Raw genomic sequence first — 19,275 nt, 5'->3', positions numbered from 1 at the left:
ACAGGCAGGATCAGGGCGCCGGAACCGGCCGGCGCGCAGGACCGTCAGCGCCTCACGGTTGCTGAGCCGGGGAAGGGGGCCCAGCGGGCCGTCGAGGTCGAAAAGGGCCGAAAAGGCCGGAAGGTGTGGCGAGTTCAGGGCATCCGGCATGCCGACACGGTGATCACTTCGGGCCGGCAGGGACCGAGCGGCCCACCGATTCGACCAGCGGCAGCAGTCGGTGCGGCACCCGCTCGCGCAGCGCCACCTCGGTACGCGTCCTGACCACGCCGGGCAGCCGGATCAGACGCTGGATCACATCCTCCAGATGCCCGTTGTCGCGGGCCACCACCCGGGCCAGCAGATCACCGCCGCCCGTGGTCGAGAAGGCCTCGACGATCTCCGGCACCCCGGCGAGCGCCTCACCGACCTCGTCCAGGTGCCCCTGGGTGACCTCCAGATGAACGAAGGCCAGCACCGGGTGACCCAGTGCGGCGGGGGACAGGACCGGTCCCGTACCGGTGATCACACCGTCCCGCTCCAGCCGGTCGATCCGGGCCTGGAGGGTGCCCCGGGCGACGGAGAGGATGCGCGCGTACTCACGGACGCTGGTACGCGGTTGCTCGATGAGCAACCGCAGGATGCGGGTGTCGAGGGCGTCCACCGCCATGGTCCGTTCGTCACTTCCTGGTAGGCCGATCCGGGCTGCGACTGTACCAACGGCCCGTCGGCTGCCCGTTCACACCGATCCGGCGCAGCCCCGGCTCCCGTCCCATGCCCGTCTCATACCCGTAGTCCTCCAGACCTACGAAAGAGGTTCACACCCGGGCGTGACGCGGACTACGAGGCCCCGTCCATAGCTTCTGTACCCGAAGCACCGCAAGCCGTCCGGTACGGAAGGAACCCTCGCCATGGTCCGGATTGTGGCCGCAACGGCCATGCCCGCAGAGCCCTCGGGAGAGCGCCATGCGTGACGTCGTCCGGCGGATCGAATCCGCCACTCCCGCCGACCGCGACCGCGCCATCGACGCCCTGCGCGCCATCGCCATCCTGGGCGTCGTTCTCGGCCACTGGATGGTGACCGCACTGGTCGTCGACAGCGGCACCATGCACGGTTCGAGCCCGCTGCACTACATGCCCCGATTCACCCCGGTCTCCTGGGTGTTCCAGACCCTTGCCGTCTTCTTCCTGGTCGGTGGACAGGTCGGTGCGAAGAGCTACGCCTCCGCCCGCGCCCGGGGCGAGAACTACGGCCGGTGGCTCCGCACGCGGATGGCCCGGCTGCTGCGGCCGGTGGTCGTCGTGCTGCTCGTATGGACCGTGACGGCGGGCACGATGCTCGCCTCGGGAGCGGACCAGGACACCGTGCGCGCGCTGTGCAAGCTCGTGTGGTCCCCGCTCTGGTTCCTGGTGGTCTTCGCGGTGCTGACCGCGGCGACCCCGCTCGTGGCGAGGCTGCATCCGCTGTGGCCGTTCGCCGTCGTGCTGATCACCGACCTCTACCGGTTCGGCCTGGGCGCCTCCGGCGGGTTCGCCTCGGTCAACGTGCTGGCCGGCTGGCTGGTTCCGTACTGTCTGGGCGCGGCCTGGGCCCGGGGCGACCTGTGCGGCCGCAGGACCGGCTGGGCGCTGCTGATCGGCGGAGCCGCCGCCACCGCCGGACTCGTACTCCGGGCCGGCTACCCCGCAGCGATGGTCGGAGTGCCCGGCGTGAAGATCTCCAACCTCGACCCGCCGACGCTCGCCGTGGTCACCTTCGGCCTCGCCCAGTGCGGAGCGGCGCTGCTGCTGCTCGGCCCGCTGCGCCGGGCGCTGCGACGCCCGGCCCTCTGGGCGGCGGTGGCGACGGTGAACCTCTCCGCGATGACGATCTTCCTGTGGCACCAGACCGCGATGATCGCGGTCACCGCCACCGGCCTCCTGGTGGGCGGGACCCTGCCGGGCCTGCACACCGTCCCCGACGCCCCCGGCTGGGTACTCGCCCGGCCGGCCTGGCTGCCCGCGTTCGCCGGGGCACTGTTGATCTGCTGCGTGGCGTTCCGCGGTTACGAGCAGGGCCGGGCACGGAGGAACAGTCTGGTCGTCCGCGAACGGCGTCCCGCACGGGCGGAGGCGGCGCGGCATGTCTGAGACCGACCGGCAATTGGGGGGCGGCGTCGCGGGGCTGGGCACGCACTCGCGCAAGGCCTTGAGGGCCAGGGGGACCCCCTCCCGCGTTGTCGTCAATCACCGTGTTCCCCGAGCTCTCGGCTTCGCTCGAGCGGGGGAGGCCCCATCCGCCATGCCTCGATCCTCCGCCTCGCAACTGCACGCACCCAGCCCCGCTCCTTCTCCCACCCCCCAATTGCCGGTCGGTCTAAGGTGCGGCTCATGAAACGGGGAGACATGGCCAAGCGGTCGGCACAGGTGCTGCGGGCAGTGCCCCATACCCTGCGCACGGATCTCCTGACGTCGTCGGCCGACCCGAACGGGCAGCCGGGGCAGCCGCGTTGGCTGGACTGGCGTCCGGTGATCGCGGTACCACTGGTGATGGTCGCGGTGGGCATGTTGATCGTTCAGACCAACCAGTTCGCCTTCCGTTACGGGACGGGCATACAGCTCGGCATCCTGTTCGCCGGGATCCAGTCGGCGGCGGTCGTCGCCGCGCTGTTCCGCCCGGTCCAGGCCTGGTGGGCTTCCTTGCTCGTCATGGTCGTGGTCACCCCGTTCGCCGCGGCTTCCGACCCGGGTCCGTTCGCCGCGGTCCCCGTGCCCGGCGGCGTGACGTACCCCTGGGACGCGGCCGGGATCGCGCTGCAGACCGTGGTGCTGTTCCTGCTCGCCCTACGGGTCCGGCCCCGGATCGCGGCCGAGACCCTGACGATCACCCTGCTGGTCGGACTCGCCTGCGGCGCGAGCCGACGCTGGCCCGACCACGGCGACATCCGTCTCGCCGTCGGGGTCCTCATCACCTCGGTGGTGGTCGGGGCCGCGCTCCGCGGTCTCGGAGTGGCCCGTACGCAGTTGGTCGTACAGGAGGAACTCACCGCAGAGGAGCGCGCGCGGCGCACCCTTCTGGAGGAACGCAGCAGGATCGCCCGCGAACTGCACGATGTGGTCGCCCACCATATGTCGGTCATCTCCATCCAGGCGCAGGTCGTTCCGCACCTGGTCGAGAACCCGTCCGACGAGCTGAAGGAGAACGCCGAGGGCATTCGCAAGAACGCGGTCGAGGCGCTCACCGAACTGCGCCGGGTGCTCGGCGTGCTGCGCTCCGAGGACCCACCTCAGGCCACCCGGCACGCCCCCCAGCCCACTCTCGACCGGCTGGACGAACTGATCGCCAATGCGCGCGGCGCCGGGCTCACCGTCACCTCCGAGACCATCGGAGAGCCTCGCCCCCTGTCACCGGGCGTCGAGCTTTCGGCGTTCCGCATCGTGCAGGAGGCCCTCAGCAACGCCATGCGTCATGCCCCGGGTGCGCAGGTGCGGGTGGAGATCGACCACCACGCGTCAGGGGTCACGGTCCGGGTCACCAACACCCCGCCGGACCGGGCCGCCCCGCCCTCGGCGGGCGCGGGCCACGGCCTGCTCGGCATGCGCGAACGCACCGCGATGCTGGGCGGCGAACTCGCCGTGGGAGCCTCCCCCGACGGCGGCTACGAAGTGACCGCGATACTGCCCGTGCAGCCCCCTGCCCGGTACCGATGACCACCCGCCCGGTCGAGGTGGCGTCGAGTCATGCGGCCACGCGGCGGCCACACTCATGCCGGGGTGTTACGGGTGGGGTTCGGTCCCGTTCCGGTCCGTTGGCCTATCCGTGGCGCGGACAATCGCCTGGAATCTGGGCCAATGGTCCAGTGGTCCCCTGTCGGGTTGAGCCACAGGTCGCAGAGATGTTGTGATGGACCCGTCGATGGCGCTGCGGATCCCCGCGGCGCCTTTTTCATGCCGGTGTGCAGGGCCGGTGTGCAGAAGCGGGAGCATGCGGTGCTGAAGAGGATGTTCGTTTCCCCGGACCCGGGCCGACTGCGGCTGCGCAGCGGTGTCCGGGCCGTCCTCGGCATCGGGTCGGCCGTCGTGGTGTGCGGACTGGCCGGTCACTCGCTCGTCGCGGCGATCACCGGCGGTCTCGCCGCGCTGCTGGCCCTGTTCACGGTGCTGGACACCACGGTGCGCGCTCAGGCGATCACCACCGCCCTGCTGCCGGCCGCCGGTTTCCCCGTGCTCGCCCTCGCCGCCGGGCTGCACGACCACCCCTTGGCGCGGGACACGGCGTTCCTCGCGGTCATGGGCCTGGGCGTGTACGCCAGGCGATGGGGTCCGCGCGGTCACTCACTGGGCGTGTTCGCGTTCATGGCCTTCTTCACCACGCAGTTCCTCCACACGCTGCCCGGACAGCTGCCCGAGCTGTACTCCGCGGTCGCCCTCTCCCTGCTCGCCTCGTCGACCGTACGCTTCGGACTGTGGTGCTACGAGCGGCGATTGCCCGCCGCCCCCGTACCCGCCCCGGTGACCGGTAAGGGGCTGGCCCGCGCGACCACACGCCAGGCGATTCAGGCGACCACCGGGGGAGCCCTGGCACTCGTGGCGGGACTGCTCCTGTCCGAGGAGCGCTGGTACTGGGCCGTGGGCGCCACCTGGTGGGTCTTCGTGAACACCGCGTCGCGCGGAGAGACGCTGGTACGCGGTTTCCGCAGGATCCTGGGAACGCTGATCGGCATCCCCATCGGCCTGGCCGTCGTCGTTCCGCTGCATGGGGCGGCCGTGCCCAGCGCGGTCCTCGTCGCGATCGGCGTCTTCGGGATCTTCTACACCGCCGCGGTCTCCTACACCTGGATGGTGTTCTCGGTGACGGTGATGGCCGGAGCGCTCTACGGTCTCCTCGGCGTGCTGGACCCGGCCCTGCTCGTACTGCGGCTCACCGAGACCGCAGCCGGAGCGCTCGGTGCGATGCTCGCGGTGCTCCTCGTGCTGCCGGTCACCACACACGTCACGACCGACGCGTGGATCCAGCGGGCCCTGCGCTGCGTACACACCTGTACGGCAGAGGCCGCGGCGCGTCTCTCGGGCACGCCGACCGCCGATCCCGCGCCCCGGATCGCCGAGTTGGAGGCGCTCCTCGGACGGGTGCGGCTGTCCCTGGCCCCGCTGGTGCACCCGCTGAGTCCGCTGCGTGCCCGCAAGGCCCGTGCCCGGCAGGTACTCGCCCTGCTGGACACCTGCGCACGGGACGTGCGCGGACTGGCCTTCGTCGCCGCGGACCCGGAAGCGTCCCACGACGCCCGCCTCGCTGCCGCCTGCTGGCGCGTCGAGGCCGCCGTGGAGGCGCTGACGGCCCCGGACCTGCCGCACCGGGCGAGCTCACCGAGCGTCCCGGAACACCGGGCCGCCGCGGAACCCGCGCTCGCCCATCTGCACGGTCTGGAGCGGGCCCTCGCCGAACTCGCCACCCCGCTGCGCAGCGATCCGCGCGCCCCGCTGATCAGTGTGTGAGGCCGCCCCGGGGCGCCGGCGACAGTCGACGGCCTTGGTCTAGACCTCGAAGGGCCGACTGCTACCGTCGCCCCCGGAAGATCACGACGGCGAGAACGGCCGTGGTCACTCGGCGAAGAGGGGCAGTGCGATGACAAGCAGTGCGGTGGGCAGCGGCAACGGCGCGGGGCGGGCATTCATCGGGTCGTTCACCTCGGCGGGCGGGCGGGGAATCACTGTCGCCGCCGTGGATCAGGAGACCGGGGCGCTGACGGTCCTCGGCGCGACGGACACCGTCCCCGATCCCTCGTATCTCGTCCTGGGGCACGGGCCGGGGCCGGGCGGCAGGGTGCTCTACACGGTCAGTGAGACCGAGCACGGCGCGGCCGCCGCCCTCGACATCACCGGCGATGTGCCGCAGCCGATCGGCGAGATCCGACCGGTCGGAGGCAGTGGTCCGACCCACCTCGCGCTCGCGGGCGGGCATCTGCTCACCGCCAACTACGGCTCCGGCAGCGTGAGCGCCCTGTCCGTGCGGGCCGACGGTTCCCTCGGGGATGTCACCACCGTGCTCCGGCACGAGGGCAGCGGTCCGAACCCCGGCCGCCAGCAGGCCCCGCACGCCCACCAGGTGCTGCCGGACCCCTCCGGGAACTGGGTGCTCAGCGTGGACCTCGGCACGGACTCCGTACGGATCTGCGCGCTCGACCCGACCAGCGGGGTGCTGCGGACGCACGGCGAGACGGCGCTGCGGGCGGGCACCGGCCCACGCCATCTGGCGTTCCATCCCGCGGGCGGCCGTGCCTACGTCCTGAACGAACTCGAACCGACCGTCACCGCATGCAGATGGGACGCCACCACGGGAGTCCTCGAACCGGTCGGTGAGACCTCCGTGCTTCCCGGGGAACCGGCGGGCGGCGCGGACACGGTGACGTACCCGTCCGAGGTGGTCGTCTCGCACGACGGACGGTTTCTCTGGACCGCCAACCGGGGGCACGACAGCATCTCCGTTCTCGCGCTCGACGCGACGGGCGAGCAGGCGACCCTGGTCACGACCGTGGGTTGTGGCGGGCACTGGCCGCGCGACCTCGCGCTCGACCCCACCGGCCGATGGCTGTACGCGGCCAACGAGCGGTCCGGGAACGTCAGCTGGTTCGCCGTCGACCCGGCGACCGGCATTCCGCACCGCGCGGGCTCGCTGGAGGCCCCGGCCGCGTCCTGCGTGATCTTCGCCTGAGATCACGACACCACCGCGCCACGCACCGTGCGATCGCCGGACGGGCCAGGAGATCCAAGCCGGCCCGGCGATCGAGGGCACACGCGCCGCCAGGGCCCGCGAGCCCGGCGCGATCCGGACGAGGAGCCCCGGGCACACCGGCACCGGGTCAGTGCGCCTGCGCACCCTGCGGCGCAGCCGGCGCGATACCGAGCGTCGTCGTGTACATCGACAGCACGAGCTTGCCGATCGCCGGATACGCGCCGAGCGGCTCGGCCGTCGCGCAGCCCGCCTCCTTCGCGGCGGCGTCCAGCAGCCCGCCGGGCACCTCGGGGCCGACGAGGTACGGAGCGAGAGCGAGCTGCGCCGAGCCGGAACCCGTCAACTGCTCTGCGATCGACGCGACGGAACCCTCCACGTCGAGTGCGGCGGCCATCACCGGTACGGCGAGCCGGGCGGCGAGCAGCATGCCGGTGATCCCGGCGGCCTGCACGGCCTCCTCGCCACCCACCGTGGCCAGCACGATGCCGTCGGCGGCCGTTGCCACGGTGAAGAGCCTGGCACGGTCGGCGCGGGCCAGACCAGCCTCGGAGAGCCGTACGTGCAGCGCCTCGGCGAGCAGCGGGTGGGGGCCGAGCACATCGGTCAGCTCGACCTGCGTACCGCTGTCCATCACGGCCTGCCGTATGCGTCGGATCAGTGCGCTGTCCGGTCCCGCGAGCAGCGGCACCACGACGGCGGACGGCCCCTCGGGCTCGGCGACCTCACGGCCGACGGCCAGCGCCTGCTCGTAGCGCGCGACGCGCTCGGCGGCGCTGTTGGTGAGTACGGACGACAGCGTCGGGTACTCGGCATCGTCGCCATCGAGGTAGCCGATCCGGGCATTGAGGCCGGGCAGCTCGGAACGGGCGATGCTGATCACCTCTTCGGCCAGGCTCCGCGTGGCCGAAGAGGGGGTACCGGGAACGGCGAGAACGAGCGCGGCAGCGCCCTCGGGTGCGACCACGGGCTCCGGGCGGCGGTGCCGTCCGGACTGGCGAGGTCGCGGCATTCGTACAGGCAGGCCGGAAGCGGGCCCAGTGGGGGTGCTCATGGCGCCGCATGCTACTGGTTTTGGGTACCGCTCCGTTCGGGGAGGGGGCAGTCGGGTGTCATCTGTCCGCATTTATCCGATGAGAGGCTTACTGGCCGACTATCCTGCTCTGTCGGTACCTATCCGGGCGTCTGTCCCGGCTCCTTCCCGGGCCCTTCACCGGGTACGCGGAGCAGCGTCGGATGGCGGGGCAGTCGCAGATCACCGGTGGCCAACGCCTGGGCGATGGACAGCGCCCCGGCCAGCGGATCACTCGAACCGGGGACCGGCCGTGCCTGCGGGACCTGCCGGGAGAGTTCCTCGCGCAGCGGTACGAGCAGCGGATCGCCCATCCGGAACAGGCCGCCCGTCAGGGCCACTTCACATGGTTCGTCGTCGGCCCCGGCCTTGGGGCACACTGCCGCGGCCGCCTCCGCGATATGTCCGGCGGCTTGGCGCAGAATGCCCGCGGCGACCGGATCGTGCCCCGCACACGAGGCGACCTCGGGCGCGAACGAGGCCAGCACGGCAGCCCGGTCGGTACGCGGATAGAGCAGCCCCGGCAGCTCCGGCGCCGGCCCGAACACGGCTTCCAGCCGGGCCAGCAGCGGGGCGGACCCGCCGCGCCGCCCGTCATGGGCGCGCATGGCCGCATCGAGGCCGGCCCGCCCGATCCAGGCGCCACCACCGCTGTCACCCAGCAGATGCCCCCAGCCATCGGCCCGGCGCCAGCTCGTCAGATCCGTACCCAGCGCGATCATGCCCGTGCCGGCCGCGACGACCGCCCCCGGACGCTGACCGACCGCACCCGCGTACGCGGTCACGGCATCGGCGGCGAGAGCCAGCCGGCGCACCCCGAGCGCCTGCTCCAGGGCCGAGGGAAGTTCGGCGCGCAACTGCCCGCCGAGCGTCGCCATACCGGCGGCGCCGATCGCCACGGCGGTGATCGCGGAGCCTTCCGCGCTGCCGCTGCCGCAGCTGTGCCGCTCCAGCAGCAGACGGGCGGCGGGCAGCAGTTGTTCCAGGAGATGGCCCGCGTCGATACCCGCAGGCCCGGTGCGTACCGGCTCGGCGCAGACCGTCGTACCTACCGCCGCGGACCTGTCGAGGGCGCCCAGCGCCACCCGCAGCCCGGAACCGCCCGAGTCCACGCCGAGCACGAACGGCCCCGACGCACCCGTCTCCGCGCCCGGACGCACACCGGCACCGCTGCTTTCCGGCGAATACCTGCGTGAGCTCATGAACCGGCTCCAGGGAGAAGAGGAATGACGGCGGCAGCCTATCCCTGGCTCCGCAGGCCCGGACCGGGGGTGTGGATGACCTGCGGGACCGCCCGTCGGGGGCGGGGCGTGTACGCCGGTAGAGTGATGTTCTGTGGCACCACGACCGTTGAACGAAGTAGTCGAGTCCGGATGGGCCGAGGCGCTTGCCCCTGTGGCCGGACGCATCGCCGCGATGGGCGATTTCCTGCGTGCGGAGGTCGCGGCCGGCCGCACCTATCTGCCCGCCGGAGCGAACGTCCTGCGCGCGTTCCAGCAACCCTTCGACGAGGTACGCGTCCTGATCGTCGGTCAGGACCCGTACCCGACACCGGGGATGGCGGTGGGCCTGAGCTTCTCGGTGGCCCCCGATGTGCGTCAGCTGCCCGGCAGTCTGGAGAACATCTTCCGCGAACTGCACACGGACCTGGGGCTTCCGCGGCCGTCCAACGGCGATCTGACACCGTGGACGCGCCAGGGCGTGCTGCTGCTGAACAGGGCGCTCACGACGGCACCCCGCAAGCCGGGCGCGCACCGCGGCAAGGGCTGGGAGGAAGTGACCGAGCAGGCCATCCGGGCGCTGGCCGCGCGCGGCAAGCCCCTGGTGTCCGTGCTGTGGGGGCGTGACGCCCGTAATCTGCGTCCGTTCCTCGACGGCTTCCCGGCGATCGAGTCCGCGCACCCCTCGCCCATGTCGGCGGACCGCGGTTTCTTCGGCTCGCGCCCCTTCAGCCGTACCAATGAACTCCTGCTCGGCCAGGGCGCCCAGCCGGTGGACTGGCAGTTGCCGTAGCAGCCGGACCTCCACCTCGACGTGGCACCGACCCCGAGAGGGAGCCGGTGCCACGTCCTCGGATCACCCGCGCGACGCGTCCCGTGTCACGGCGTGTCCCGCACGGTGCCGGTGAGCACCGGTCCTTCCTGCGGCTCCCAGTCGTCGTCATAGGTGATCAGCCGCATCCGCAGCGATTCCTCGGGCCCCGCCCCCGGAGGACTGTGCGCGACACCCAGGGGTTGCCTCGTGCCGCGCGATTGCGTGGAACGGTGTGGCCAGGGGGAGGCGTTGGGCCGATGACCGGCCGATCGGTCTCGTGTGCGACGGCCCGAGAAGAGGTGAGCCGACGCCGTGCCATGCCGGACGGTGCTGCTCCGGCCGGCCCGCCGCCGACTGCCCGCCGGGCCTGCCGCGTGGATCAACCGCCGGTGGTCACGAACCGATGACCGCCGCCCGGACACAGAGGACATCCGGCAGATGCGCGGCGAGCTGCTGCCAGCTGTCGCCGTCGTCCGCGCTCGCGTACACCTCGCCGTTGCGATTGCCGAAGTAGATGCCCGCCGGGTCGGCGTCGTCCGTACGGAGCGCGTCGCGCAGCACCGTGCCGTAATGCATCTCCTCGGGCAGGCCTGCCGACAGCGGCTCCCAGGTACGGCCTGCGTCTTCGGTGCGGAACACCCGGCAGCGGTGTTCGGCCGGGACGCGGTCGGCGTCGGCGTTGATAGGGAAGATGTACGCCGTGTCCGCGCGGTGCGGGTGCGCGGCTACGGCGAAACCGAAATCGGAGGGGAGGTCCCGGCCGATGTCCGTCCAGTTGTCCCCGGAGTCGTCGCTCCGGAAGACTCCCCAGTGGTTCTGGAGGTAGAGCCGGTCGCGATCGACCGCGTCCCTGGCCACCTTGTGGACGCACTGGCCGAACTCCGGGTTCGGGTCGGGGAGGAACACCGCCGACACGCCCTTGTTCGCCGGGGCCCAGCTGGCACCGCCGTCCTTGGTGCGGAACACCCCGGCCGTGGAGACCGCGACCGTCACCTCCCGGGCGTCCCTCGGGTCCGTGAGGATGGTGTGCAGTCCCTCACCGCCGCCGCCCGGCACCCATTTCGAACGCGTCGGATGCTCCCACAGCGGGCGGACCAGCTCGAAGGACTCCCCACCGTCCTCGGAACGGAACAGCGCGGCCGGCTCCGTCCCCGCGTACACGACATCGGGCGCCTCGGGGCCCGCCGGGTGCAGCTGCCAGACCCGCTCCAGCGACGTCCCGGTGAACTCCGGGAACTTCACGGCCGGTTGCTTCGGTTCGACCCAGGTGGCGCCCAGGTCGTCGGAGTGGAAGACCGACGGGCCCCAGTGCGCGCTGTCTCCGCCGACCAGCAGGCGGGGAACCTTCCTGCGGGTGTCGATGGCGATCGAATAGATCGCCTGGGCGTTGAAATGCGGGTCGTCGAACTCCCACGTGCCGCCGCGCCTGCGGCCGATGAAGAGTCCCTTGCGGGTGCCTACGGTGAGCAGTACGTCGGTCATGGCCGAACCTCCCGATACGCCGTTGTGCCGGATACGCGCCAGTCTGCACCCCACCACTGACAGAGACCCGCAGGGCGGCCCCGGACACCCGGACCCTGTTGCTTCCACGGCCGGCGACGGTACGGTGCAGCACATGTCGAAAGCGCTTGCCGAGCGTTTTCGCGGAGTGACCTGGGAGCACCTGTGCCGACCTTCGAAGGGCTGCCCGGCGCCATCGCCGTGTCCCACCTGCGGGTCTACGACTGGCCCACCGAGGACGGCCTGCGCGGCGGAACACCCCATCTCCACCTCACCTGCTCCGAGGGGTATGTGGTGGTCGGGGGCTCGGGCTCGGTGCAGACCCTCACCACGTCGGGGTTCCGGCAGACGCCACTGACCACCGGGGCACTGGTCTGGTTCACGCCGGGCACGATCCACCGCCTCGTCAACGAGGACGGGCTGCGCATCGTCGTCCTCATGGAGAACAGCGGACTGCCCGAGGCCGGTGACGCCGTACTCACCCTGCCGCCCCGCCACCTGGCGGACCCCGAGGCCTACCGGGCGGCGGTCGCCCTTCCTGCCGACGGTTTTGAAGCGGAACAGGCACGGGCCGCCCGCGCCCGCCGGGACCTCGCCGTCGAGGGTTTCCTCGCGCTGCGCCGGGCCACCGAGGCGGGCGACCCCGAACCGCTCGCAGCCTTCCACCGGGCCGCCGCCGCCCTCGTACGCCCGAGGACCGAGGACTGGCGGGAGCGCTGGCGGAAGGGGGCCGCTGCCGCGTCCGAGGTGACCGGCGGCCGGCTGGACGCCCTGAAGCGCGGTGACGGCGGATACCTCGCCGACGCCCGCGTGCACGCCGAACAGCCCTCCGCGCACGGGAAGTTCGGCATGTGCGGGCGCCTGGACGTCTACCGCGGCTGACCGGCCCCGGCGCCGTCACCACCGGCGGAGCAGCTCAGGACCCGGGTCGTGCTGCCGTCGTCCTCCACCGCGTCCCGGACGTGTCGGAAGCCGATCCGGCCCAGCAGCGCCAGCGAGGCGGCATTCTCGGCGGCCACCGTCGCGTGCACTTCGGTGAGCCCGAGGGCGCCGAACCCGTACGAGGTCAGCGCCTTCGCGACCTCGGTGCCGAACCCCTGCCCCCACGCGGCCGGAGCCAGGGCGTAGACGATCTCGTGACCGTCCACATCCGGGGACGGGGAGGGCTTGATCTCCGCGTGGCCGACCAGACGGCCGCCGTGGCGCACGGCCCATACGTCGAAGAGTTCCTGTGCGTACACCTTGCTGAAGACCCGCCCGAACAGGGCGCGGTCCTCGGCCTCGGTCTGCGGTCCGTCACCCATCCACCGGGACACCCGGCTGTCCTGGAAGAGCGCCACGAAGCCGTCCTCGTCCGCGGGTGTGTACGGCTCCAGGAGGAGCCGCCCGGTGTGCAGGGTGGGGGTGGTTGTCATGACGGGGGACGGTACGCGGGTCCGGCCAGGCCCACAACGGAAATAAGTGCAGGCCGGGCCGGGTGAGCGGGGTGCGGGGTCAGCGGCTGGGGGCGGCGGTGCTGCTGCGGACCACCAGCCTGGTGGCCAGGTCGCCCCGGGTGGTCGCGGGCCGCTCGCCCCGGGCGAGGTCGAGGACCGGACGGGTGGCGGTCTCGGCCGTCTCGATGAGCGGCTGGCCCACCGTGGTGAGCGGCGGCCCGATCCGCCGGGTGAGGGGCAGATCGTCGAAGCCGACGACGCTCAGGTCCTCCGGGATGCGCAGCCCCAGTTCGCGGGGGGCCTCGTAGACGCCGAGGGCCTGGAGACCGTCGCCCGCGAACAGGGCGGTGGGCGGGTCGGGCAGCCGCAGCAGTTCGAGGCCCGCCGCGTAGCCGGCCTCGTGGCGGAACTCGCCTTCCCGGATCAGTTCCGGATCGATGGGCAGTCCCGCGGTCTCCAGCGCCGCCCGGCCACTGCGTCCCGTGCGGCCACCAGGCACACGCCGACGTCGTTGGAGCAACCAACGTTCTACGGGCCGGGCTGGTCCGCCGCGACGCCAACCAGGCATAGCGAGAAGCCACCCCGTTCACGGGGTGGCGGAGTCACGTGCTCAAATTCTGGATGGTCGACCCGACGGTGGTGCTGCAGAACCTGGTGGTCGACACCGGCGGCCTCAAGCCCAGCTACCTGGGCCCGCCGGAGAGCCTCCGGCTGAACTGAGCCGAAGGGCGTACGGGCAAGGGGAGAGCAGAGCGATGACGAGTGGGATCGAGGACCGTGACGGACACGTCGCGTCCCTGGAGGTGACCGCCGTTGGGGCGGGGGTCCGGATCCGGGGCGTGGCACCGTCGGGAGAGATCGCTGTGATCTGCACCCCTGCCCGCGCCCGGGAGCTGGCGGCGGCTCTCGCCCTCGCGGCGGACGAGGCCGAGAGCGCGCAGTCGGCGGAGCCCGTCACCGTGAAGGCGGGCGAGCTGCGCCGCGGGGACGTACGGGACGGCGACCGGGCCATGACGGTGGAGAGCGTCAGGACCGACGGCGCCACCGCCCGGGTCACCTGGAAGTCGGGCGCCGGACGCAGCTGGACCCAGGAGTACGACGCGGACACCGCGATCACGCTCAGGCGGCGCGGGTAGGCCGGGAACGGCGGCGCTCTTGTACGAGGAGCGTCGTAATGTGACGGGTGTCGTAGTACGGGAGGTGTCGTACTGACGATTCTTCCGTACCCGTCGAAACCGAGTCCGGCGCGAGTGCCCTCTTCGAGCCCTGCACCGCGGTCGCTCGTCATTCCCAACGGGGTACGGATGGCGCCCATGTGCCAGTACAGCGCGCTGAACGCGGGCGTCCCGGGCATACGTGGCCCAGGAGGCTGCTGCGCCGGTGAGCAACAATGCCCGCGCCTACACGCACCAGAGGTACGACACTGCGCCGAGCCGCGTCGCAGAGGCCGTGACGCGCCCGAGCTGATCGTGGCGCGAGCCTGGTCAGGGCGCGCACAGGGCGGTGCCTTTGCGCCACCCTGTCGGTTCTCAGCCGTTCTACCGAAAGTTATGATTCGGTGACGCTGTGTCATGCGGCGCTCTGGCTCGGTCGGCAACGGGCTGACCTGAAGGAGGTCATCACGTCATGAATCGGACAGAGGCAGCAGCGCCCACAGTCGGCAAGCCCCTTGCGAGTGGCTGCCAGTGCGGCCCAGGCTGCTCATGCGGTTGCCAGTCCGGCGGCTCGTGTCAGTGCGGCGGTGGCTGTAGCTAGCGGCACACCGGGTGTCGTTCTGCCTCGGACGGTTCATCCATCGTCCGAGGCAGCGTCACGCAGCAGCCCCGAACTCCGTAGCGGTCTTGAGTTTGTGGCAGCCCCTGCACAGCACCTGAACGTTCCCCTCCGTGTCCGTCCCGCCGGGTTGATGCCTGCGCCGTTCTGGTGGGGGCCTTTGTGTTTCCGCTGGTCGGTGCGTTGTTTGTTGCCTGATAGTCGGTTCAGCTTGCGCACGGCGGACGCAAGGCGTCGACTGCGGCCCCCTGGCTGGGCGGCGGCCCCGTCGGTCCGGACGCGCACGGCTGGACGTCCGTCGCCCCCACCCCGCTGCCGTTCGACGACGGTCATCCCGTGCCGCACGAGCTGACGGTGGATGAGATCCAGGGCATCGTCGGCCGGTTCCGTGAGGCGGCCCGCCGCGCCGCCGACGCGGGCTTCGAGGGCGCCGACGTGCACGGAGCCCACGGATACCTCATCGACCAGTTCCTCTCACCGCACAGCAACCGGCGGACGGACGAGTACGGCGGCAGCTCCGAGAACCGCGTCCGCTTCGCGCTGCGGGTCGTCGACGTGGTGCGGGAGGCCTGGCCGCAGGAGCTGCCCGCCCTCTTCCGGATCTCCGCCACGGACCGGCTCACGGGAACGACGAGGACGAGCGCGAGGGCTGGACCGTCGATGAGACGGTGCGGTCGGCCGGGGACCTGCCGGCCCATGGCGTCGACCTGCCGGACGTCTCCAGCGGCGGGAACGCCCCGCGCGCCCGCATCGAGACCGGGCCGGGCTACCAGGTTCCCTTCGCCGAGCGGGTCAGGGCGGAGACCTCGCTGCCCGTGGCGGCCGTGGGCCTGATCACCGATCCGCAACAGGCCGAGAAGATCATCACCGAGGGCCGGGCGGACGCGGTCCTCCTCGGCCGCGAGTTGCTGCGGAGCCCGTCGTGGGCCCAGTACGCGGCCCGCGAACTGGGCGGCGAAGTCCGTACGCCTGAGCAGTACTTCCGCGCGGTCCGACGCGCGGTCCGACGCGCGGTCCGACCGCGCGGACCTCGCCGCCCCGGGAGCCCCGCACGACCTGACGCGTTGCGGGAGCCCGGGCCGCACTCCACCCTGCGCCGGGCCGCCCGGCTCGCCGCCCCGACCGCCCCGGCACCGAGCCGCATCCCGGCGAAGTCGCATGCAGCCGCACCGAGTTCAGGTTTCCCCACCTCATGCCGAACCCGGTCGGGGCCCGGATGCCGCGACGCCGGACGGGAATGCCGGAATGCGCGGTGATGTTGGTACGGCCATGACCTTTTCTGTGGACGTGACCGTCCGGGGCTACGAGCTCGACACGCAGGGGCACCTGAACCAGGCCGTCTATCTGCAGTACGCAGAGCACGCGCGCTGGGAACTGCTGCGCACGGCCGGCCTGCCGCAGGAGAAGCTGCTGGCCAGTGGCGTCGGTCCGGTGTCCCTTGAGACGACGGTGAAGTTCCTGCGGGAACTGCGCGGCGGGGACCGGGTTCGGGTGACCTGTCAGTTCGTGTACGGCGAGGGGAAGACGTTCGAGATCGCGCAGCAGATCCTCAAGGAGGACGGCACGGTCGCGGCGCAGGTCACCGGCGTGGCGGGCCTGCTCGACCTGACGGCCCGCAAACTGATCGCCGACCCGGCGGGACACCTCGCCTCACTCGCCGAGAACCCGGACCTGCTGAGCGGCTGACCGACTGCCGAATCCGGCGTACGGCGGATCCCGAACTACGATGGGTCTCGTATTACGGGATGCCGGACCGGACCAGGAAGCGGAGCCATCATGAGCCCAGCCGGCGCCCCCGCCACAAGCGCCGCTGCGGTCGGTGGCCGCGCGCTCGACCACCCCACGCGCGACGAGATCCGCATCGAGGGAGTGCTCCACGCGCTCTCCGACCCGATGGCGGCTGCGTGTGGTCCGGGAGCTGGCAGCCGCCGAATCCGAGCTCAGCTGCTCCTGCTTCGACCTGCCGGTGTCCAAGTCGACGTCCACATACCATTTCCGGGTGCTGCGCGAGAGCGGCATCGTCGAGCAGATCTACCGCGGTAGGCCAAGATGAACGGGCTGCGCCGCGACGATCTGGAAGCGCTGTTCCCCGGCCTGCTCAACAGCGTCCTCGACGCCGCGAACCGGCAGGCGCGGCGCGACGGCGAGGGCCGGTAGCCTCACGATCCGCCCGGGTCGCCACCCTGCGCGGCGCTCAGCAGTCCCGCCCAGTCCGGGATCTTCACCGGTCCCCGGCCCAGCGATCCGCCCAGCGCCGCCTCCGCCCGCTCGATGGACAGCCAGCCGTCCCATTCCACCGGGCGCAGTCCCCACGCCCGCAGCGCGGCCACGGGGTCGGGCGCCGACGGGCGCGCGGCGAGCAGCGGGGCGTCGTCGAGCAATGACCCCACCGTCTCCTTCGCGCACGACCGGTTCGAACCGATCACCCCGGTGGGCCCGCGCTTGATCCACCCGGCGACGTACTCCCCGGGCGACGGCACCCCGTCCCGCAGTACCCGCCCCGCCAGATGCGGCACCGTCCCGCGCACCGCGTCGAACGGCAGTCCGGGCAGCGGCAGCCCGCGGTAGCCGACGGCCCGCAGCACGAGCTGGGCGTCGATGTCCTCGTACGTACCGGAGTCGCGTACGCCCCCGCTGCCGTCCGGCACGGTACGGGCGAACCGCACCCCGGCCACCCGGCCGTCCCGCTCCAGCAGCTCGACGGGACGCAGAAAGAACCGCAGGTGGATCTTGCGCACCGGGTCTCCTTCCGCGTCCGCACCCGTGGCGCCGGCCGCGGCCCATCCGCGCAGGACCTCGACATTGCGCCGCGCCGCCGCGGTCAGGGGCGGCGTGTTCGGCGGTGAGGACAGAGCCGGTGCCGACCGGAGGGACGGATCGACGTACGCCGGGTCGAGGGCCAGCTCCGCCTCGTCCACCATCACCCGCGCCTGCGGTAGCGCGCCCAGTTCCCGCAGCTCCTTGGTGGTGAACCTGGCCTGCGAGGGCCCGCGCCTGCCCGCCATGTGGACCTCGCGCACCCGGCTTCCGGCCAGCGCGCCGAGCGCCCCATGCGGTACGTCGGTGGGGCGCAGCTCCGCCGCGCTCCGCGCGAGAATCCGCGCCACGTCCACCGCCACATTGCCGACCCCGATCACCACGACCGAACGGGCCTGCAACGCGAAGCTGTTGGCGGCGGCGTCGGGGTGTGCGCTGTACCAGGAGACGAACTCGGTCGCGGAGCAGCTGCCGGGCAGGTCCTCGCCGGGGACGGCGAGGCCGCGGTCGGTTGCGGCCCCGACGCAGTACACGACCGCCTGGTAGAGCTCGCCGATCCGTTCGGGTGGGATCCCGTCTCCGCCCACCTCGACATTGCCGAGGAAGGTGATCCGCTCGTGCTCCAGGACGGTCCGCAGACTGTTCTGCAGCGATTTGATCTTCTCGTGGTCGGGGGCGACGCCGTAGCGCACCAGGCCGTACGGGCAGGGGAGCCGGTCCAGCACATGGACCCGGACATCGGGCACCCGGTCCTGCCCGACCAGGGCCTGGGCGGTGTAGACCCCGCTGGGACCGGAGCCGACGACGGCGACACGAAGCACGGCGCACCTCTTCCCGCAGGATGTCTCCAGCATGACACCGGCGGTCCGGGTGGGGGAGAGGCGCGCCCGGGGCATGGTCAGGACGACATTGCGCGCATTCGGTCGATCTCCACCGTCTGCTGGGCTACGACGTCCCCGGCCATCTCCTCGACCTGCACGTCGTTGCCCTGCGAGAGCACGTCGGTCGCCATCGTGATCGCCCCCTGGTGGTGGGTGATCATCAACTTCAGGAAGAGCTTGTCGAAGGCCGCGCCGTCCGCCGTCCGCAACTGCTCCAGCTGCGCCGGGGTCGCCATTCCCGGCATCGCCGAGTGATCGTGGCCGGTCCTGCGCTTCTCTCCGCCGTTGTGCGTGAGCCATCCCTCCATCGCGCCGATCTCCGGCTTCTGGCCCGCGGTGATGCGTTCGGCGAGGCGCTTGACCGCGGCGGAGTCGGAGCGGGCGGTGACGAGACCGGTCAACTCCAATGCCTGGGCGTGGTGCTGGATCATCATCTGCACATACCGGAAGTCGGCCGAATTGGGGGCATTGTTTCCGGCGGCCTTCACCGCCTCCTCCGCGGACAGGGTCCGCGCGGGCTCTCCCGGTTTGCCGGGTGCCACCACCGAAGGGCCCCCGCTCGCCTGCGTGTTCGTATGGCTGTCACCGCTTCCCGCATCGCAGGCGCCCAGTGCGAGAGCGGCGGACACGGCGGCCGTGACGAGCACGGATCTGCGTACACACATGGTCTGAGGGCGGATCAACAAGTGGACCTCCATTGCCATATGGGACGGTTGCCAACCGTCCTAACACGCTTCCGCACGACAGCGATCAGAAACCCATCTGATTCCTCCGTGGATACTCCGCGCTTCGGGGCGGAGAGGAAGCGGACTCCTGCGGAGCGGGGCAAGGGCTGCGATTGGCCGCCAGGCGGATCACGGTGCTCTGACCTGCAGATTTGATCTTTACATGGTCGCATTGGTTTGTGAGCATGGCCACGAACCATGTGAAGAGGGCGTTCAAATACCGCTTCTGTCCGACGGATGTGCAGGCGGCTGAGCTGTCGCGCACGTTCGGATGCGTGCGGAGGGTCTACAACCTGGCGCTTGCGGCCCGCACGAAGGCGTGGACGCGGCAGGAGCGGGTCAACTACAACCAGACCTCGGCCCTGCTGACGGCGTGGAAGAAAACCGAGGAACTGGCCTTCCTCAACGA

Annotated in this window: 16 protein-coding genes and 4 pseudogenes; 12 read left to right on the top strand and 8 right to left on the bottom strand. The window is 71.6% G+C overall.

Going from position 1 to position 19,275, the window contains the following annotated elements; all coding sequences use genetic code 11:
• Positions 1-163: 163 nt before the first annotated feature.
• Positions 164-649 (bottom strand): Lrp/AsnC family transcriptional regulator, encoded by a 486-nt coding sequence (locus ACFVV1_RS35645; protein WP_389998265.1) that lies wholly within the window; start codon positions 647-649, stop codon positions 164-166.
• 296 nt (positions 650-945) lie between these two features.
• Between ACFVV1_RS35645 and ACFVV1_RS35640 the strand changes: the two genes are divergently transcribed.
• The 4 genes from ACFVV1_RS35640 to ACFVV1_RS35625 all read left to right on the top strand — a co-directional run bounded on the left by ACFVV1_RS35640 (position 946) and on the right by ACFVV1_RS35625 (position 6,670).
• Positions 946-2,109 carry an acyltransferase gene (locus ACFVV1_RS35640; protein WP_389998263.1) on the top strand — a complete coding sequence of 388 codons (1,164 nt, stop codon included), beginning with the start codon at positions 946-948 and terminating at the stop codon, positions 2,107-2,109.
• Between the two features lie 240 nt (positions 2,110-2,349).
• Positions 2,350-3,669 carry a histidine kinase gene (locus ACFVV1_RS35635; RefSeq protein ID WP_389998260.1) on the top strand — a complete coding sequence of 440 codons (1,320 nt, stop codon included), beginning with the start codon at positions 2,350-2,352 and terminating at the stop codon, positions 3,667-3,669.
• 279 nt (positions 3,670-3,948) lie between these two features.
• Positions 3,949-5,454 carry an FUSC family protein gene (locus ACFVV1_RS35630; protein WP_389998258.1) on the top strand — a complete coding sequence of 502 codons (1,506 nt, stop codon included), beginning with the start codon at positions 3,949-3,951 and terminating at the stop codon, positions 5,452-5,454.
• 130 nt (positions 5,455-5,584) lie between these two features.
• Entirely contained in the window at positions 5,585-6,670 is a 1,086-nt protein-coding gene (locus tag ACFVV1_RS35625; protein WP_389998255.1) for a lactonase family protein, read from the top strand.
• A 148-nt stretch (positions 6,671-6,818) separates the two neighbouring features.
• Here the strand turns inward: ACFVV1_RS35625 and ACFVV1_RS35620 are convergent, their stop codons facing one another.
• Both ACFVV1_RS35620 and ACFVV1_RS35615 read right to left on the bottom strand, forming a co-directional pair.
• Positions 6,819-7,742, bottom strand: a complete 924-nt coding sequence (locus ACFVV1_RS35620) for a sirohydrochlorin chelatase (RefSeq protein WP_389998252.1) — start codon at positions 7,740-7,742, stop codon at positions 6,819-6,821.
• A gap of 119 nt (positions 7,743-7,861) precedes the next feature.
• The gene (locus tag ACFVV1_RS35615; protein WP_389998249.1) at positions 7,862-8,962 is read right to left on the bottom strand and encodes an N-acetylglucosamine kinase; all 1,101 of its coding nucleotides are present in this window, start codon (positions 8,960-8,962) and stop codon (positions 7,862-7,864) included.
• A gap of 133 nt (positions 8,963-9,095) precedes the next feature.
• Between ACFVV1_RS35615 and ACFVV1_RS35610 the strand changes: the two genes are divergently transcribed.
• Positions 9,096-9,773 carry a uracil-DNA glycosylase gene (locus ACFVV1_RS35610; protein WP_389998246.1) on the top strand — a complete coding sequence of 226 codons (678 nt, stop codon included), beginning with the start codon at positions 9,096-9,098 and terminating at the stop codon, positions 9,771-9,773.
• 414 nt (positions 9,774-10,187) lie between these two features.
• On the opposite strand, the gene ACFVV1_RS35605 is transcribed toward ACFVV1_RS35610, so the two are convergent.
• Entirely contained in the window at positions 10,188-11,276 is a 1,089-nt protein-coding gene (locus ACFVV1_RS35605) for a WD40/YVTN/BNR-like repeat-containing protein (RefSeq protein ID WP_389998243.1), read from the bottom strand.
• 183 nt (positions 11,277-11,459) lie between these two features.
• On the opposite strand from ACFVV1_RS35605, the gene ACFVV1_RS35600 reads away from it, so the two are divergent.
• A complete protein-coding gene (locus ACFVV1_RS35600) occupies positions 11,460-12,176 on the top strand; it encodes a cupin domain-containing protein (protein ID WP_389998240.1) in 717 nt (238 codons plus the stop codon).
• Here the strand turns inward: ACFVV1_RS35600 and ACFVV1_RS35595 are convergent.
• Together ACFVV1_RS35595 and ACFVV1_RS35590 are read right to left on the bottom strand one after the other, a co-directional pair.
• On the bottom strand, positions 12,164-12,709 hold the full coding sequence (locus tag ACFVV1_RS35595; protein WP_389998237.1) for a GNAT family N-acetyltransferase: 546 nt from the start codon (positions 12,707-12,709) through the stop codon (positions 12,164-12,166). The two genes, ACFVV1_RS35600 and ACFVV1_RS35595, sit on opposite strands and share 13 nt — an antisense overlap.
• Before the next feature lie 79 nt (positions 12,710-12,788).
• Positions 12,789-13,280 (bottom strand): annotated as a pseudogene (locus ACFVV1_RS35590) (substrate-binding domain-containing protein); the annotation flags it as partial.
• Positions 13,281-13,333: 53 nt separating this feature from the next.
• Here ACFVV1_RS35590 and ACFVV1_RS35585 point away from each other — a divergent pair.
• The 5 genes and pseudogenes from ACFVV1_RS35585 to ACFVV1_RS35565 all read left to right on the top strand — a co-directional run.
• Positions 13,334-13,450 (top strand): annotated as a pseudogene (locus tag ACFVV1_RS35585) (hypothetical protein); the annotation flags it as partial.
• A gap of 35 nt (positions 13,451-13,485) precedes the next feature.
• Complete coding sequence (locus tag ACFVV1_RS35580) at positions 13,486-13,866, top strand: hypothetical protein (protein WP_389998234.1); 381 nt, start codon at positions 13,486-13,488, stop codon at positions 13,864-13,866.
• An 841-nt stretch (positions 13,867-14,707) separates the two neighbouring features.
• Positions 14,708-15,495, top strand: a pseudogene (locus tag ACFVV1_RS35575) (tRNA-dihydrouridine synthase); the annotation flags it as partial.
• A gap of 277 nt (positions 15,496-15,772) precedes the next feature.
• Complete coding sequence (locus ACFVV1_RS35570; protein WP_389998231.1) at positions 15,773-16,189, top strand: acyl-CoA thioesterase; 417 nt, start codon at positions 15,773-15,775, stop codon at positions 16,187-16,189.
• A gap of 90 nt (positions 16,190-16,279) precedes the next feature.
• Positions 16,280-16,660: pseudogene (locus ACFVV1_RS35565) on the top strand (ArsR/SmtB family transcription factor).
• 2 nt (positions 16,661-16,662) lie between these two features.
• Here the strand turns inward: ACFVV1_RS35565 and ACFVV1_RS35560 are convergent.
• Together ACFVV1_RS35560 and ACFVV1_RS35555 are read right to left on the bottom strand one after the other, a co-directional pair.
• Positions 16,663-18,081 carry an FAD-dependent oxidoreductase gene (locus ACFVV1_RS35560; protein WP_389998382.1) on the bottom strand — a complete coding sequence of 473 codons (1,419 nt, stop codon included), beginning with the start codon at positions 18,079-18,081 and terminating at the stop codon, positions 16,663-16,665.
• Positions 18,082-18,158: 77 nt separating this feature from the next.
• Entirely contained in the window at positions 18,159-18,806 is a 648-nt protein-coding gene (locus ACFVV1_RS35555; protein ID WP_389998229.1) for a DUF305 domain-containing protein, read from the bottom strand.
• A 245-nt stretch (positions 18,807-19,051) separates the two neighbouring features.
• On the opposite strand from ACFVV1_RS35555, the gene ACFVV1_RS35550 reads away from it, so the two are divergent.
• A partial coding sequence (locus ACFVV1_RS35550) for a helix-turn-helix domain-containing protein (protein WP_389998380.1) occupies positions 19,052-19,275 on the top strand: 224 nt, incomplete at its 3' end.

The sequence above is a fragment of the Streptomyces sp. NPDC058092 genome (genome assembly GCF_042884935.1).
GTDB lineage: Bacteria > Actinomycetota > Actinomycetes > Streptomycetales > Streptomycetaceae > Streptomyces.
The sequence above is the reverse complement of the archived record's forward strand: the minus strand, read 5'-3'. Positions and strand labels throughout refer to the sequence as shown.